Source organism: Maritalea mobilis (assembly GCF_019800885.1).
In the GTDB taxonomy this organism is placed as follows: Bacteria; Pseudomonadota; Alphaproteobacteria; order Rhodobacterales; family Rhodobacteraceae; genus Roseibacterium; species Roseibacterium beibuensis.
The window spans coordinates 138510-154228 of the sequence record NZ_JAHVKE010000002.1 but is presented as its reverse complement, the minus strand read 5'-3'; the positions used below and the strand labels follow the sequence as shown (position 1 = coordinate 154228).

Here is a 15719-nt window from a genome sequence, read left to right as displayed (position 1 = left end):
TCGAAACGGCGCACTCAGGCCGAGGCTTGCCCCGCGAAGATTGCGACCGACACGCCCATCGCCTGCAGGGCCGTGCCCGCGATATCCGCCGCCGTAAGCCCCGCATCGGCATACATGTCGGCGGGGCTCGCCTGCTCGATGAAGCGATCGGGCAGGTGCATGGTTCGTACCTGGCACCGTCCATCGAGTTGCCCTGTCGCCGCCAGATGATGCAGAACCAGCCCCCCGAACCCGAGGACGGAGCCCTGTTCTACGGTCACCAGCGCCGTGTGGCCCGCAACCAGCCGGTCGATCAGGTCGGTGTCAAGCGGCTTGGCGAAGCGTGCGTCGGCAACCGTCACGGACAGGCCCTTGGCCTCCAGTTCCTTGGCGGCTTCGCGCGCCTCGGACAGGTGGGCGCCAAAGGACAGGATCGCGACATCGTGGCCTTCCTGAATGACGCGACCCTTGCCGATTTCCAGGACTTCGCCAGTCTCGGGCATGTCCACACCCACGCCCTCGCCGCGCGGATACCGCAAGGCGATCGGCCCGTCATCATGGGCCGCAGCCGTCGCCATCATGTGGACCAGTTCCGCCTCGTCGGCGCAGGCCATCACCGTCATGTTGGGCAGGGCGGCGAGAAAACTGATGTCGAACGCGCCGGCATGGGTCGGGCCATCGGCCCCCACCAGGCCCGCCCGGTCGATCATGAAACGCACCGGCAGGTTCTGCAGCGCCACATCGTGCACGATCTGGTCATACCCGCGCTGCAGGAAGCTGGAATAGATCGCGCAGAACGGTTTCAGACCGCCAGCCGCCAGGCCGCCGCAGAACGTCACGGCGTGTTGCTCGGCAATACCCACATCAAACACACGCCCGGGCATCGCCTTTTGCAGGACGTTGAGGCCAGTGCCCCCCGGCATGGCTGCCGTCACGCCCACGATGCGTAAATCAGTCTCTGCCATGCGTGTCAGGGTCTTTCCAAAGACGCCCGTGTAGCTGGGGGCGTTGGGTTTCGACTTTTTCTGCGCGCCCGTGGCGACATCGAATTTCGCGACCCCGTGGTAGCAATCGTCGGCCCCTTCGGCGGGCGCGTAGCCTTTGCCCTTCACGGTCACCGCGTGGATCAGAACCGGCCCGGTGGCCCGCGCCTTTGCGGCGCGCAGCACGGACAACAACTCGCCCATGTCATGCCCGTTGACCGGCCCCAGATAAGTGAAGCCCAGGTGCTCGAAGAGCGTGGCGGATTTCGAATGGCCCGTCACCAACTCGCGCGCCCGTTCCGCCCCTTGGCGTAGCGGCTCCGGCAGGTGTTGTGCGACCCCGTCGGCAATATCCTTCAACGCCGCGAGGGGCGAATTGGTCGCAAGGTTCGACAGGTAGCGCGACATCGCGCCGGTTGGCGGGGCGATCGACATCTCGTTGTCGTTCAGGATCACGAACAGGCGACGACCATAATCGCCCGCGTTGTTGAGCGCCTCGTAGGCCATGCCGGCACTGATCGAGCCATCGCCGATCACCGCGATCGCGTCGCCCGTCGCCTCGCCAAGTTCACGCGCCATGGTGAAACCCAGGGCGGCGGAAATGCTGGTGGAGCTATGGGCCGCGCCGAACGGATCGTAGTCGCTTTCGGCGCGCTTCGTGAAGCCGGACAGGCCGCCTTTCTGGCGCAGGGTCCGGATCCGGTCACGGCGTCCGGTGACGATCTTGTGCGGATAACACTGATGGCCAACGTCCCAGATCAGTTTGTCATAGGGCGTGTTGAACACGGCATGGATCGCCACGGTCAGTTCGACAACGCCAAGGGACGATCCAAGGTGCCCGCCGGTTTCCGACACGGCCGAGATCACCTCGGCGCGCAATTCGTCGGCGCATTGTTTCAATTCGGGGTCGCTCAGCCGCCGCAGATCGGCGGGATAGGTCACTCGGTCGAGAACGGGGGTTTGCGGTCTGTCGGTCATTCTTCAGGTCCTCCCGAACCTGCTCGTCAGAGACGAAAAAGCCGCGGACAGGGTCTGAATCCCGCCCGCGGTCCAGTTAACCTCACGAAGGGACGTAAGGGTCCTTGCGATCCGCGGGCGGGGCATCCCGCCCGCGGTCAATCCTGCTATGGGCCGCGGCCCGCATGGCTCACTCGAAGGCCGAGTAGTCCGGCTCGCCGTCAAGGACAGCCAGCTCGGGCCAGTTGCGGATCACGTTCAGGCCATTGAGCGGCTGCTGTTCGCCCTGGTGACAGGTGCGACAGGCTGCCAGAGGCATGTCGGCGTAGACCGGGCCAAGGCGCTCTTCCGGCAGAACCTCCTGCAAGGGCAGCAGGTAATCCGCGATGATTTCCTGAACCATGGCGATCCCGAGGGTCGCGGTGGCCCATTGCGGGGTCACCTGCGCGGCATCGTAGAACGCCCGCGTGTTGTGGCAGAAGGTACAGTTCACACCCAACGAGTTCGAGATGTAGTTCATGAACGCGTAGGTCCGTTCGGCCTGCTGGATCAGCGGGTCGCCCGGCTGCTGCTGCACGCGGCTGGCCAGATCGTGAACACCGATGATGTTGTAGCTGCCTTCGTCATTCTCGAGCAGGTAATGCTCGAGGTAGTCGGAAGGCAACGACGTGAAGTTCGACACCATCGTCACACGGTTCTGGTTGGCGCTCCAGCCCGCGACGCTTTCGTTCACGGGGCTGACCCGGTACCAGATGTTGTTCGGCACGGGCTGCCCGCGGTGGCAGGTGTAACAGGTCACACCCACCTCTGCGTTCACCTGAACGTGTGCCGCCCAGTTCTGGTTGATGTTCTGGGTCATCTGGATCATCCGCCGGGCGACCGTGGTCTGGTAGTTCTCCAGACCCGGCTCCAGCAGATCGGGAATGCCCGTCCAGCTCCGCATGGCTTCGATCAGCCGGTTGTAGTTGTCGACCGAAAGATCAGCCAACAACGGTTCGGCCCCATCGATGGCAGCACCGGCCGTCTCGGCGCCTTCAGCTGGGACCACCGGTTCCGAGGTAAAGAACCCCGCCACCGTTGGATCGCCGGCCTCCAGATCCGTGAGGAATTCGGCCACGTGCATACCGGACCCACGGGGGCCGGTCTGCATGCTGTCTGTTGCGAAGGGTTGACCCCAGGTGACGAGCATCGCCGCCACGAACACCGCCGATCCTGCGACACCGACCGCGATGGCGGGGCCGAAGATATTGGTGGGATTCTCCCGGTCCCAGTTGCTAAACCACTTGGGTAACATGGCTCACTCTCCTGTCGGGGCGATGCCGCCGAAGTCACTGTACGACCCGTAGGCTTCGTAGCCATAGGCGCCCAGATGTTCGGGGGCGAAGTTGTGTTCCTGGGCCCAGATGAACCAGTTGTCCACGACGGTCCCGGTGAGAAGGATGCCAATACCACCCGTGATGGGGGTCAGGACCGCGAACCACCAGGCCCAACGGTGAATGCCTTCCATCGTGGCATTGAAGCCCATCGTCCAGCGCCAGAACAGCGCCGCCCGCTCGGAGGCCGTGCCACGGTCGACGATCTGCTCCAACTCCCGGTCGCCGCCGAAGCGGGTCACGGCCATGATGGTGCCGCCATGCATCGCGAAGAGCAGGACAGAGCCGTAGAGGAATGCGATCGAAAGCGCGTGGAACGGGTTGTAGTAGAGGTTCCCGTAGCGGATCGAGAAGGCCGTGGTCCAGTCGAGGTGCGGGAAGATGCCGTAGGGCACCGCCTCGCTCCAGGATCCCATCAGGATGGGACGGAACAGGCCAAGGACGAGGAACAGCCAGATCGCGGCCAGGAAGGCCCATGCGATGTGCTTGCCCATCTTGTGCTGGACAGCCAGCAGATAGGTGCGCACCCACCAGGCCATCACCGAGACGAGCAGGAAGAAGCTCGCGATGATGTACCAGCCCCCGTCATTGAGAGGCGGGAAGCTGAGGCCCCATTCCGGTCCCGGCGGTTCCAGCGCCAGCCAAAACAGTTGACGCAGGAACTCGGGGATGGACCATCCCACCTGCGCCAGCATGTTGAAGCCGACGATGAAGAACCACGCAAAGCCGGTGGCGAGGCTGGTGATGCCGGCCCAGCCCAGGTAGATCGGGCCAAGCTGTGCATTGCCCAGCCAGCCGAGCAGGCTGGAATGCGTCGCACCCTTGGTGCGGCCCCCACCCAGCACGTTCTCCTTGAGCTCCATGCCCATCTCGGGCTCGCCCTGAACCTGCACCTGGGTGAAGATGTTCTGGTATTCGAAGTAGGCCATGATTCACTCTCCCCCAATCACGGTGGCGGAGGCTTCGGTGCCGATGGTGGCCATGCCGGTGCTGTCATAGACGACACTCGGTTCGGGCCAGATCGGCAGGTCGAGCCACCAGTTCCACCACTCGGGCCAGCCGGACGTCCAGACCGGGCCGGAAATGATGATGCAGACCGCGCTCCAGAACACCGCCGCAATGGCCAGAAGCAGGCCGAGACGGTGGATACCCAGCGTGCCGATCGAATAGCCGATGAAATCACGGAAGAAGGTATCCTCGTGATCCGGCGTCTTCATCTCCTCACCCTTTTCGGGGTTGGCTGCCGACAGGATCAGGCCACCGTGCAGCGCGAGCGCCAGCGTGGTGGTGAAGAACAACGTCACCGCCAGCATGTGAGCCGGGTTGTAGTGGAAGTGCAGGTAAGCGTAGCCGACATTCGACACCCAATCGAGGTGGCTGAAGATCCCGTACGGGAATCCGTGGCCCCAGGCACCCATCAGAAGCGGGCGGAAGATCACCAGCGTCACATAGGCAAGGATGGCGAAAGCGAAGGCAAAGGGTACGTGATACCCGATCCCCAGCTTGCGGCAGATTTCGACCTCGCGAAGGGCCCAGCTGATGAATGCGCCGGTGGCGCAGATCGTGATGATCTGCCACAGGCCGCCTTCCATCAAAGGCGCCATCCCGAGACCATAACTCAGGTCAGGGGGTGCGATGTTGATCGTCCAGGGGTTGAACGTGCCTTGCATGGCCGCCCCCCAAAGGATCAGAACCGTTCCCAGAACGGCGAAAAATGCTGTCGTGACCCCAAAGAACCCCACGTAGAAAGGGCCCACCCAGAAGTCGAACAGATCGCCGCCGATCAGCGTCCCTCCGCGGACGCGATACTTTTTCTCGAAGCTTAGCAAAGCCATGCGTCTGTCTCCGCGTGTGGCGGCGTGTCCCCGTTACGGTCAGCCGTCAGTTTTTTCGTCGGATCGCCACGGGCGGGCGTAAACCCGCCCGCGGCATTTGTCAGACTCCCGCAAACACGGGACGGGTCCGGCGATCAGCCGCCGAAGCCCGCCGATGCGGCGGCATTTTCCATCCAGTTCAGGCCGGACGAGAGCACCGCGAGGTGAATCATCACAGCCAGAAGGAACAGGAACACACCCTGGGCCACGAACACGCGGCGCGGGTCGAAGATGAGCCAGATCTTGTAGAACTTAGCCATGTTGTCGCTCCTTCCTTAGAACCAGGGGGCCCAGATGTACGTGGCGATATGGGCGACGACGGCAACGGCCGCAAACAGCCAGAGCCCGCTCATATACACCGAATGCAGCTCCTGGGCCTGCTCGTCGGTCAGACCCGTGAAGGACAGGTCGGTATTGTCAGCCATAAACTTTCCTCCGGAACGTTAGACTGATGCCGCGAACCCCGCGGCCGGGCCCCGACAAGGCCTCATTGCCCTGCCGGCATTCCATCCGAACCGCAGCATGGCTACGTCTCGAATGAACTCAGTCTCGGCTCCGGTCGTCACGCCGAGTTTGTCGTGGTGCCTTGCTCTGCCAGCCGGGTCTGAAGCGGCTCTGAACGGCAGGTTTGGCAGTATTCTTCAGGCCGTAAAGATCATCGGTGTGATGATCCGCGCCTGGCTCCAGGCGCGTTTGATCGGCCCTTTGTCGGTCATGCTTCCGGTGCGGATCGCGGCCAGCGCCCAAGTCAGGAGCGCGAGAGGCAACGTCGCCACGAAGATGATCGCGAAGTAGATCATGAACTCCGTTTTGGGCGGCTTGTGCCGCGTACCGGGAGTGTTCGAGGTCATGTCAGTCATTGTGGTCTCCCTCGGTGAACTCGAAGCCGGCGGGCGCAAGCGCCTCGACCGTATTGCGTTGGACACGCTCGGCACCGCTGGCCAGCGCGGCCTTCTCGGCCGCATCGCGCAGCGTCTTGGCCGCGGAAATGCGCGTCAGAATGGGGTGTTCGGCCACGATCCGGTCGAGAAGCGCCTGCGCGTCCTCGTCCCACGGGAAATCGCGGCGGAGTGTCGTCGGCGTCGCCTCGGCGCTGTCCATCTCGCTGCCGAGAGGCAGGATGTGGAAAAGCGCGTCGAACAGGCCGTTGCAGACCTCCTGGATCAGGTAGGTCGCGCCCGCGTAGCCCATGAAGGGCGTTCCGGTAGCCCTGCGGATCGCGGCGCCCGGGAAGCTGGCGGGAATGAAGGCCGGTTTCGGCCCATGCCCCGCGCTCATCTCGGCGAGGTACATCTTCTCGTTGATCGACCCCATCAGCACCAATGGGCGCTTCTGGCTGATCATGGCGCGGACCTGCTCGTTGTCGGTCTTCTTCCCGGCGCAACGCGCCACGGCGAAGGCACAAGGCAGGCCCATGTCGTTTTCGAGGAAGTTGCGCACGCCGCGCGCGTAGGTTTCGTTCGCGACAATGCCGAAGCTGGCCGTGGCGAAGAAGTCCTGCGTGACCGAGCGCCAAAGATCCCAGATCGGCTTGATCGTCGAGTGCTTCTCGCGCTCGATGAAGGGTTCGGGGTCGAGGCCCGTCAACTCGCCCAGCTTGCGCAGGAACTTGGTCGTGCTGTCCACGCCGATGGGCGCTTGCAGGTAGGGCTTGCCGAGCACCTCGGCCAAGCCGCGACCGAACTCGCGATACATCACGATGTTCACGTCGGCATTCACGAGGTTCCGCATCTCGGCCAGGTGGCTGCCCAGCGGCATCACCATGTTGACCTCGCAGCCGATCCCTTCGACCAGGCGGCGGATCTCGTGCAGGTCGGACGGCATGTTGAACGTGCCGTACATCGGCCCGAGGATGTTCACGCGCGGGGCGGCCCCCTCTTCGCGTTTCTTTTCCGGGGGCATCCGGCCCTTGGTCATGCCGAACTCGGTGAAGATCCAGGTCATCGCGCGATCGGCGCTTTCCCATTGGTCTTCGTCGATGGTGCGCGGCAGGAACCGTTGGATGTTCGTGCCCATGGGCGTGACGCCACCGCCGATCATTTCGGCAATCGACCCGGTGACAACGACACTTGGCAGGGCCGGGTCCAGAACGTCCCAGGCCCGCTTCATGGCGCCCTCGGTGCCGTCGCGGCCAAGCTCTTCCTCGCCCAGGCCGGTGGTCACGATGGGCAGCTCATGCGGCGGCAGGCCATCGGTATAATGCAGGACCGATGTCACTGGCAGGTTTTCACAGCCGACAGGGCCGTCAATGATGACCTGAAGGCCCTTCACCGCCGTAAAGGCATAGACCGAACCCCAGTAGCCTCCAGCGCGATCATGATCTTGAATGAGCATCAGATCATCTCCTGCGCTTTGGCCGCACGGGCGAGTTTATCCAGCTTCTTCTGATGCTGGGCACGGTAGTCGGGCCGCAGGTTCGGGGAGCCTTCCCAGATCCCGGCGGTGTCACCCTCGCCCACGCCCTCGAAGAATTCGCGCATGTGATCCATGCGCGCCTTGTTCGCCATGGCGGCGTTCACGACCTGCCCGAGCGACCCGGCACCGGCCGGACCCATCAGCGGACGGGCGGAAATCAGGTTGGTGAAGTAGAGGCTGGGAATACCCAGTTCCTTGCCCTTCTGGACGACCGGGGTCGTGCCGATGGCCAGGTCCGGCTGGATCGCCTCCATCGCGGCGCAGTCGTCTTCGAGGCTGGCGCGGAACTTGATCTTGACGCCCCTGGACTCGAGCCATTCGACATCAGGCGCGGACCACGGCGTTTTCGGGCAGGCGGTTCCAACGTAAGGAACCTCGGCCCCGCTTTCGATCAGCAGTCGTGCGACCAGCAATTCGCTGCCCTCGTAACCCGAGAGCGTGATCGTGCCCTTGATCGGCGCGGCAGAGAGCGCGCCCTTGATCGCGGGCAGGAACGCGTTTTGGGCGGCGGCGACCTTGTCGGCGGCGACGCCATAGGCCTCCCCGATCGCGGCAAGCCAGGCTGCGGTGCCGTCATGCCCGACCGGGGCAGAACCCACGATGGTGCGGCCGGCGGCCTGAAACTCGCGGATGGCGCTGGTGTAGAAGGGGTGGATCGCGGCCACCACCTCGCTATCCAGCGCGGCATAGAGCTCGCGCCACTCACGGCAGGGAACGACCGGACCTGCCGCCAGACCGAGTGGCGCGAGCATCCCTCCGACTCCTATCGGATCCGCAGGGAACATTTCGCCCAACAGCGTAACTGTCGGACGGTCTGATTTACCCGAGACAGGGGCTTGCACTGGGCCGGCCTCCACCTCCTGTCGGGCATAGTTGAGCATCGATCCCGCGAGGACATCCTTGGCCTCGGCATGGGTCGGCACCCCAAAGCCCGGAACGTCGATGCCGACGATCCGAACCCCGTTGATTTCGTCCGGCAACAGCCGGAGCGGCACACCCGATGCGGTGGGCACGCAAAGATTGGTGATCACGATGGCGTCGTAACGCTCGGGATCGGCCATCTCGTGCACGGCATCGCGGATGTCTTCGAAGAGTTTCCCGGTGACCAGCGTCTCGGAATTGAACGGGACGTAGCCGACCGAGCGGCGGGCCCCGTAGAAATGCGACACGAAGGTCAGCCCGTAGACGCAGCAGGCCGACCCGGACAGGATCGTCGCCACACGGCGCATCCGCAGACCGACGCGCAGGCTGCCGAAAGCCGGGCACATCGACTGCGGCTTGTCATGCGGGCCTTGCGGATAGTCGGCAGCATACTGATCGAGGATTTCGGATTTGCCGGCCATGCGGGCGGCTTTTTCCATTTCGGCCGCACCAGCGTGGCAGCCCATCCCGTCCCCCTGAGGCAGAGACGGGACCGCCGCAGCGGCGCGGTCATCGCGGGATTCGCCCCGGATGATCTCGGCCGTGTCGGCGTCGTCGTATCTGATCTCGTCCGTCATGGTCTCAGGCCTCGTCGTAAACGACTTCGAGGGATTTCTTCGGCGTGGCATCCTTGCCGCGCATGTCTTCGTCAGTGGCGGGTTCCAGAACGACACCGGCACCGGTGTCGGACCCGTCGAACAGGGCCAGAAGTTCGTCCTGGCTAAGCGCGGTCGGGCGCATCGGCGGCGCCTTGGCGACGTTTTCGCCCAGCGCGGCGAACAAGTCGCCCCAATGACTCTCGGCGGTGCCGACGATCTGGTAATTCGCGGATTTCTTGCGCAGGTCGTCATCCTGCGGGATCGACGCCAGCACGGGGATGTCCACGGCCTTGGCAAAGGCCTGCGCCTCGCCCGAGCCATCATCCTTGTTGATGACCAGGCCCGCGACGCCGACATTGCCGCCCAGCTTGCGGAAGTATTCCACCGCCGAGCAGACATTGTTGGCCACATACAGCGATTGCAGGTCATTCGAGCCGACCAGGATCACCTTCTGCGCCATGTCGCGCGCGATCGGCAGGCCGAAACCGCCGCAGACCACGTCGCCCAGGAAGTCGAGCAGGACGTAGTCGAAATCCCAATCGTGGAAGCCCAGCTTTTCCAACAGCTCAAAGCCGTGGATGATGCCCCGACCGCCGCAGCCGCGGCCAACCTCGGGACCGCCAAGCTCCATCGCGAAGACACCGCCGCGCTTGAAGCAGACATCGCCGATCTGCACTTCCTCGCCCGCCAGTTTCTTCTGCGTCGAGGTTTCGATGATCGTCGGGCAGGCCTTGCCGCCGAACAGAAGGCTGGTCGTGTCCGATTTCGGGTCGCAGCCGATCAGCAGAACGCGTTTGCCCTGCTCGGCCATCATGTGGCTGAGATTGGCGAGCGTGAAAGACTTGCCGATGCCGCCCTTGCCGTAGATCGCGATGATCTGGGTCTTCTTCGTCGGCTCGGATTGCGGGACTTCCAGCGTGGGTTCCGCCGCCTCGTCCTTCAGCCTCGCGTCATAGTCTTTGAGGTTGGGTACATCGAGGGTCATGCGGCGTTCTCCCAGTTGAGGATCATCTTGAGGCAGGCCGGGTCTTCGAACGCCGTCTGGTAAGCGTTCTCGGCCTCACTCGCGGGCACGGAATGCGTGATAAGATCCGAAAGGCTCAGGGCCCCGTGGGTAATGAGGTCGCGCGTGGCGACAAGGTCATCGCGCGTCCATTCAGCGGCGATGCGGAACCGCGCCTCGCGCAGGAACGCGGGCGGGAACGAAAATTGCAGCGGCTCGGGGTAGAACCCGGCCAGGACGATCTCGCCGCCCTTGGCGAGACGACCGACCAAGGTGTCGAGCAGGCTGGACACGCCCGACGCATCGTAGATGCAACGGTAGTCGCGGCGCTCATCCTCGTCGGGGTGGATGACCTGGTAGCCGGTTGCGCCCTTGGCGCGGTCGGCGTCGATTTCCCAGACGGTGGGCGCCTTGCCGCCTGCGGCCAAGGTCAGCCGCGCAAGCAGGCGTCCGAAAACACCGTGACCCACGATCAGGTCGGGCAGCGTCGTATCGAGACCGGCCACCGCGTGGCGCGCCGTGGCGGCAAGCGCAAGCAGCGCACCTTCCGGGCCCATGCCGGCGTCGATCTTCACAACGCGCTCCGCCGGCGTCACCAGCCGGTTCGATGCGCCACCGAACAGCCCGCGCACATCGCCGTAGCAATTCGCGCCAGGAACAAAGACGGTGTCACCGGGTTTGAAATTCGTGTTCGCGCCGGCCTCGACCACCTCGCCCGCAGCCTCGTAGCCGGGGACGAGAGGGTAGCCCATACCGGGGAACGGCGGCATCTGCCCGGACCAGAAAAGCTTCTCGGTTCCGGTGGAGATGCCCGAGTGGCACACGTCGACCACCAGGTCGTCAACACCCGGGTCGGTCAATGTGACCTGACCGAGTCCGAGGGTCTTGGGACCTTCGAGAATGACGGCGGTGGTGTTCAACTCTGCATTCCCCTTTGGTCGTTCACCAGCATGCGGGCAGAGAATCCCCGAGCTAGTGATTTGGTAGGTGTAAGTTTAACCTGACACTCTGTATTGTCAATGAGAATGGACATAGGCGTCAGGCTTTCTTTACAGCTTCCTGGCCGTGACAAGCCCGGTGATGAACGGGCGCGAGGTCCGATGCGGTTTGGCTTCTGAAAATCCTGCATCCTCAAGGAGTTGCGCGATTTCCTGCGCGCTACGGGCGCGGCCCGTGCGCATCGCCATGCAATAGATCGCGAAATAGGCGTCGCCCGCGCGTTCGGGCTGCGCGCCGCCTGACATCGGCTCGGCGACGATGACACGACCGCCCTCGGGCAAGGTCTCATGCACTTTGCTCAGAAGGTTTCGGACGGTTTCGTCGGAATGATCGTACAGAACACGGATCAGGCTGATGGCATCCGCGCCCTGCGGAAGCGGATCGGAGCGAAAGCTGCCGCCCGTGATCTGGGTGCGACCAGTCAGACCATTTTGTTCGAACCGGGTGCGCGCCCCCTCGGCGACAACCGGCAGATCGAAGAGGTGCAGGTTGAGCTTGGGATAGGCGAGGCCCACAGCCGTGAGAAACGCCCCCGTTCCGCCGCCGACATCCAGAAGCGTGTCCACGTCTGACAGATCGAGATGGCGCAACGCCTCTTCCGCGACGAGGGTCTGACTTTCGGCCATAAGGTCGGAATAGGTCTGCGCCGTATCGGGGTCGAGCGGGCCGGTGGCACCGAAGACGTAGGGCCAGAAATCGGCCAGCTCGGTCGTCGACCCGTCGCGGAAAAACGCAACCGGGTCAGCTAGATCGCGATAAAGTACGTCATGGTGCAGGATCATCTGCGCCAGCCCCGGAATGCCCGGCAGGGCCGCACCCAGCCGGCCCAGCGCGTAGCGGCCATTCCGGGTGCGCTTCATCAGGCCGAGTGACGTGGCCGCCTGGCACAGCACGCGCATACGTTCGACCGGTACCTCGGTCCGCAGGGCGAGATCTTCGACCGTCCGCGGCGCGGCAGCCAAATGCGAGGGGAGCTCAAGTGCCACGAAAGCCTGCAGGACCTGTGCGTGAATGAACCCGGCCACGAGGTCGAACAACGCCTCGCCATCCTTGCGCGCGACCCGCGCGGCAAAAGGCGTCCGGGCCGCCCATTTGTGGAATTTCCGGGAACGCAGCAGCGCCATGCGCCAGCCGTAGACGCGGTCGCTCAGGCGTGGCCGCGACAGGTTCGTCTGGTCCGCGGCTGCCATGGTCTCACACCGTTTGTCGGGCGGGCACGACCGGGGTCAGGCGTTCGGCCGTCTTGCGCACCATTTCGCACAACGCCGCTTCGCCGGGACAGGACGGGATCGAGGCGATCGCCCCGGACAGGATATCTTCCAACCGCCGGATCGCACCCCTGACGCCAAGCTCGGACACCGCGTTCGGACGGCCATTGATCTCGTCCTGCATCGCGGGCTTGCCGAGCGTCTCTTCATCGTAGAGCGCGTCGCGCAAATCGTCGGCCACCTGGAACGCTTCGCCGATCCGGGCGCCAAGCTCGGTCCAGGCGTCATGCTCTTCCCCGGCGGCGGCGGCGCCCATGCGGGTCGCGGCGGTGAACAGCGCGCCGGTCTTGGCCTTGTGATAGGCGGAAAGGTCGATCTTGTCCTCGCTCTCCCAGCCCTGGCCGGCGCAGATGCCACCGGGCATGCCGGTCGACTCGGCAAGGATGCGGATCAGCTTGATGGCACGGGCGGGGTCGGTGTCGGCGGCGCGGGCCAGAACGTCGAACGCCGCGATGATCAGCGAATCGCCGGTCAAAAGCGCCAGCGGCTCGGAATAGGCGAGATGAACGGTCGGCTTGCCCCGGCGTGTCGCAGCATTGTCGAAACACGGCATGTCGTCATGGACGAGGCTGGCGCAGTGGATGAGTTCAATCGCGGTCGCGGCGGCGTCGGAGATGGCGGGCTTGTCATCGCCACAGGCCATGGCGACCGACAGGCAGATCGTCGGGCGAATGCGCGCCCCACCCGGGGTGACGGCGTAATCGAGGGCCGAGGCCAGTTTCGGAGGTGCGGCGCGGTCGGCGCCCTGCGCCGTGGCGATGGCGGCGGTAATGGCCTGCTCGATCCTGTGATTCAGCGGCATGGCTCCCCCGTAAGGCTCGATTCTATAATGAACATGTCTGGTGTAAATTAGACTGGACATATTCATCCAAGCTGTCAACAATAACTGACACTTTCCTCGGAGGCTTTCTTGGCCGAACGATCCGACCGAATTCCAACCGCCATCGTGATCGGCGCCGGCATCGGCGGGCTGTCGGCTGCGCTGCGGCTGGCCCATGCGGGCCTCGCGGTCGAGCTTGTCGATATGGGCCAGGGTCCCGGCGGCAAGATGCGCACGCGCGACTCGGTCGCCGGGCCGATCGATATCGGCCCTACCGTCATGACGATGCGGCATGTTTTCGAAGAGCTTTTCGAAAGCGTCGGGGAGCGGCTGGATCAGCATGTCACGCTTCAACCCGACACGATCCTTGCCCGCCATTGGTGGCGGGATGGATCAACGCTCGACCTGCATCACGACCCGGATTTAAGCGCCAAGGCCGTTCGCGACTTTGCCGGTGCAAAGGCCGAAGGTGAGTTCAGGCGCTTCACCGACAAGGCCCGCCGCCTGTTCGAGGCGTTCGAAGCCCCCATCATGGAGTCCCCTGCCCCGCGCCTTGGCCCGCTCACCGCGCATGTCATGAAACACCCGGGCCTGATCCCCGCGATGGCCCCCGGGCTGAACCTGGCCCGCAGTCTTGCGCTGCAATTCAGCGACCCGCGCTTGCAGCAGTTGTTCGGACGCTACGCCACCTATGTCGGCGGCTCCCCTTATCAAAGCCCTGCCGTCCTCGGGCTGATCTGGCATTCCGAGGCGCGTGGCGTCTGGAGCATCGAGGGTGGAACGAGCGCCCTGGCGCAGGCCGTCTATCGCCTTGCGAAGGATCGCGGCGCGCGCTTCAGCTTCGGTGTGCGTGCCGAACGGATCGAGAGACAGGGGTCGCGCGCCCATGCCGTCCACCTGTCGGATGGGCGCAAGCTGACGGCGGATATGATCCTGTTCAACGGCGATCCGAAGGCGCTGAGCGACGGGTTGCTCGGCCCGGCGGTCCGCAACCTTTTGCCAGCGACCGCGACAACCCCGCGTAGCCTGTCGGCCTTTGTCTGGGGCTTCGCGGCCGAACCCTATGGCGTGGAGCTGACCCATCACAACGTCTTCTTCTGCGAAGACCCGCGCGTCGAATTCGGCGATATCGCGAAGGGTCAGATGCCGCGCGATGCGACACTCTATATCTGCGCACAGGATCGCGGCGGGGATACCCGCCCAAGCGGGCCGGAACGGTTCGAGATCATCATGAACGGCCCCGCGGGCCACCAGGCCACGGCGGAGGAGGAGCACCAATGCCGAACACATACGTTCGAGACCTTGGCGAGGATGGGTCTGACCTTTTCCCCGAGGCCCGACCTGTCCAAGCTGACGACGCCGGCCCGCTTCGCGAAGGCCTTTCCGGGGTCGGACGGTTCCCTCTACGGGCGGAGCCCGCATGGAATGATGGCGACGTTCCAGCGGCCGACCGCGCGGACGGCCCTTCCGGGGCTGTACCTGTGCGGGGGCGGAACGCATCCGGGGGCGGGCATCCCGATGGCCTGCCTCTCCGGCAAGCACGCGGCCGAGACGATCTTGAGCGACCTTGCTTCGACATCGACGTCCCCAGCGACGGCTACGCGTGGTGGTATCTCGACGGGATCAGCGACGATGGCGAACGCGCCATCTCGATCATCGGCTTCATAGGCTCGGTCTTTTCGCCCTGGTATCGCTGGTCGGGCCGCAAGGACCCGGCAAACCACTGTTGCCTCAATGTCGTGACCTATGGGCGCGGCGGGCGCTGGACGATGACCGATCGCGGCTCCGAGGCGCTTGGCCTGTCGCGCGACCGGCTTCAGATCGGCCCCTCGGCGATGGTGTGGGAGGACGACAAGCTGATTGTCGAGATCGACGAGCTGTCGACGCCCCACGCCCAGAAATTGCAGGGCCGGGTCATCGTGCGGCCCTCGGCCCTGACCAGCGTTGAGTTGCCCCTGACCGATTGCGGCACGCATATCTGGCGGCCCTTCGCCCCCAAGGCGGATATCGAGGTGCAGTTGAACCGGCCCGGCTGGACATGGTCGGGACATGGCTATTTCGATGCGAATTTCGGCACCCGCGCGCTGGAGGCCGATTTCAACTACTGGACCTGGGGGCGGTTTCCCCTGTCCGACGGCGCGGCCTGTTTCTACGACGCCACGCGCCGGGACGGGTCGGATCTGGCCGTGGCCATCGGGTTTGGCGAGGATGGCACGCCCCGCCCTATCGAGATGCCGCCCAAGGCCACCCTGCCCCGCCCCTTCTGGCAGGTCCGCCGCGAAACCCGGGCCGATCACGGCTACACCCCGCGGCAGGTCAAGCCGATGCTGGATGCCCCCTTCTACAACCGCTCGGCGGTGCAAACGAAAATCAACGGAGAGGAAACCGTCGGCGTGCACGAGGCGCTGGACCTCGACCGGTTCCGCGGCCCGTGGCTGATGCCGATGCTGGCCGTCCGCGTGCCGCGCCGCCGCCGATGGCCCGGCGGTCTGGGCAACTGACGGGGCGCCTGCGGTTGTCCCTCGGGG

The 15719-nt window shown here is 64.5% G+C and carries 15 protein-coding genes; 2 read left to right on the top strand and 13 right to left on the bottom strand.

Going from position 1 to position 15719, the window contains the following annotated elements:
- Positions 1-14: 14 nt before the first annotated feature.
- The 13 genes from dxs to KUV65_RS09420 all read right to left on the bottom strand — a co-directional run bounded on the left by dxs (position 15) and on the right by KUV65_RS09420 (position 13173).
- Complete coding sequence (gene dxs / locus KUV65_RS09480) at positions 15-1940, bottom strand: 1-deoxy-D-xylulose-5-phosphate synthase (protein WP_222189977.1); 1926 nt, start codon at positions 1938-1940, stop codon at positions 15-17.
- Positions 1941-2109: 169 nt separating this feature from the next.
- On the bottom strand, positions 2110-3213 hold the full coding sequence (pufC, locus tag KUV65_RS09475) for a photosynthetic reaction center cytochrome PufC (protein ID WP_222189975.1): 1104 nt from the start codon (positions 3211-3213) through the stop codon (positions 2110-2112).
- 3 nt (positions 3214-3216) lie between these two features.
- The gene (gene pufM, locus KUV65_RS09470) at positions 3217-4221 is read right to left on the bottom strand and encodes a photosynthetic reaction center subunit M (RefSeq protein ID WP_222189973.1); all 1005 of its coding nucleotides are present in this window, start codon (positions 4219-4221) and stop codon (positions 3217-3219) included.
- 3 nt (positions 4222-4224) lie between these two features.
- Entirely contained in the window at positions 4225-5127 is a 903-nt protein-coding gene (gene pufL / locus KUV65_RS09465) for a photosynthetic reaction center subunit L (RefSeq protein ID WP_222189972.1), read from the bottom strand.
- A gap of 134 nt (positions 5128-5261) precedes the next feature.
- Positions 5262-5426, bottom strand: a complete 165-nt coding sequence (gene pufA / locus KUV65_RS09460; protein ID WP_222189970.1) for a light-harvesting antenna LH1, alpha subunit — start codon at positions 5424-5426, stop codon at positions 5262-5264.
- A 15-nt stretch (positions 5427-5441) separates the two neighbouring features.
- Entirely contained in the window at positions 5442-5591 is a 150-nt protein-coding gene (gene pufB / locus KUV65_RS09455) for a light-harvesting antenna LH1, beta subunit (protein WP_222189968.1), read from the bottom strand.
- 216 nt (positions 5592-5807) lie between these two features.
- A complete protein-coding gene (gene pufQ / locus KUV65_RS09450; protein WP_222189966.1) occupies positions 5808-6026 on the bottom strand; it encodes a cytochrome PufQ in 219 nt (72 codons plus the stop codon).
- Positions 6019-7500: a chlorophyllide a reductase subunit Z gene (gene bchZ / locus KUV65_RS09445; RefSeq protein WP_222189964.1), complete on the bottom strand. Its 1482-nt coding sequence runs from the start codon at positions 7498-7500 to the stop codon at positions 6019-6021. The genes pufQ and bchZ overlap by 8 nt, the downstream gene beginning before the upstream one ends.
- Positions 7500-9080, bottom strand: coding sequence for a chlorophyllide a reductase subunit Y (gene bchY, locus KUV65_RS09440; RefSeq protein ID WP_222189954.1), 1581 nt, complete (start codon positions 9078-9080; stop codon positions 7500-7502). The genes bchZ and bchY overlap by 1 nt, the downstream gene beginning before the upstream one ends.
- A 4-nt stretch (positions 9081-9084) precedes the next feature.
- Complete coding sequence (locus KUV65_RS09435) at positions 9085-10086, bottom strand: chlorophyllide a reductase iron protein subunit X (RefSeq protein WP_222189952.1); 1002 nt, start codon at positions 10084-10086, stop codon at positions 9085-9087.
- Positions 10083-11024 (bottom strand): chlorophyll synthesis pathway protein BchC, encoded by a 942-nt coding sequence (bchC, locus tag KUV65_RS09430; RefSeq protein ID WP_222189950.1) that lies wholly within the window; start codon positions 11022-11024, stop codon positions 10083-10085. Before bchC ends, KUV65_RS09435 begins: the two co-directional genes overlap by 4 nt.
- 129 nt (positions 11025-11153) lie before the next feature.
- The gene (locus tag KUV65_RS09425) at positions 11154-12293 is read right to left on the bottom strand and encodes a methyltransferase (protein ID WP_222189949.1); all 1140 of its coding nucleotides are present in this window, start codon (positions 12291-12293) and stop codon (positions 11154-11156) included.
- Positions 12294-12297: 4 nt separating this feature from the next.
- The gene (locus KUV65_RS09420) at positions 12298-13173 is read right to left on the bottom strand and encodes a polyprenyl synthetase family protein (protein WP_222189947.1); all 876 of its coding nucleotides are present in this window, start codon (positions 13171-13173) and stop codon (positions 12298-12300) included.
- Between the two features lie 108 nt (positions 13174-13281).
- Between KUV65_RS09420 and crtD the strand changes: the two genes are divergently transcribed.
- Together crtD and crtC are read left to right on the top strand one after the other, a co-directional pair.
- Entirely contained in the window at positions 13282-14859 is a 1578-nt protein-coding gene (gene crtD / locus KUV65_RS09415; RefSeq protein ID WP_222189945.1) for a 1-hydroxycarotenoid 3,4-desaturase CrtD, read from the top strand.
- Complete coding sequence (crtC, locus tag KUV65_RS09410) at positions 14769-15692, top strand: carotenoid 1,2-hydratase (protein WP_374107074.1); 924 nt, start codon at positions 14769-14771, stop codon at positions 15690-15692. Before crtD ends, crtC begins: the two co-directional genes overlap by 91 nt.
- The last annotated feature ends 27 nt before the right edge of the window (positions 15693-15719 follow it).

Coding starts and splice junctions, on each gene's coding strand:
- bchY (WP_222189954.1), bottom strand. CDS start 9,080: ATGACGGACGAGATCAGATACGACGACGCCGACACGGCCGAGATCATC.
- KUV65_RS09425 (WP_222189949.1), bottom strand. CDS start 12,293: ATGGCAGCCGCGGACCAGACGAACCTGTCGCGGCCACGCCTGAGCGAC.
- pufA (WP_222189970.1), bottom strand. CDS start 5,426: ATGGCTAAGTTCTACAAGATCTGGCTCATCTTCGACCCGCGCCGCGTG.
- KUV65_RS09420 (WP_222189947.1), bottom strand. CDS start 13,173: ATGCCGCTGAATCACAGGATCGAGCAGGCCATTACCGCCGCCATCGCC.
- pufL (WP_222189972.1), bottom strand. CDS start 5,127: ATGGCTTTGCTAAGCTTCGAGAAAAAGTATCGCGTCCGCGGAGGGACG.
- pufM (WP_222189973.1), bottom strand. CDS start 4,221: ATGGCCTACTTCGAATACCAGAACATCTTCACCCAGGTGCAGGTTCAG.
- pufQ (WP_222189966.1), bottom strand. CDS start 6,026: ATGACTGACATGACCTCGAACACTCCCGGTACGCGGCACAAGCCGCCC.
- pufB (WP_222189968.1), bottom strand. CDS start 5,591: ATGGCTGACAATACCGACCTGTCCTTCACGGGTCTGACCGACGAGCAG.
- bchZ (WP_222189964.1), bottom strand. CDS start 7,500: ATGCTCATTCAAGATCATGATCGCGCTGGAGGCTACTGGGGTTCGGTC.
- dxs (WP_222189977.1), bottom strand. CDS start 1,940: ATGACCGACAGACCGCAAACCCCCGTTCTCGACCGAGTGACCTATCCC.
- KUV65_RS09435 (WP_222189952.1), bottom strand. CDS start 10,086: ATGACCCTCGATGTACCCAACCTCAAAGACTATGACGCGAGGCTGAAG.
- pufC (WP_222189975.1), bottom strand. CDS start 3,213: ATGTTACCCAAGTGGTTTAGCAACTGGGACCGGGAGAATCCCACCAAT.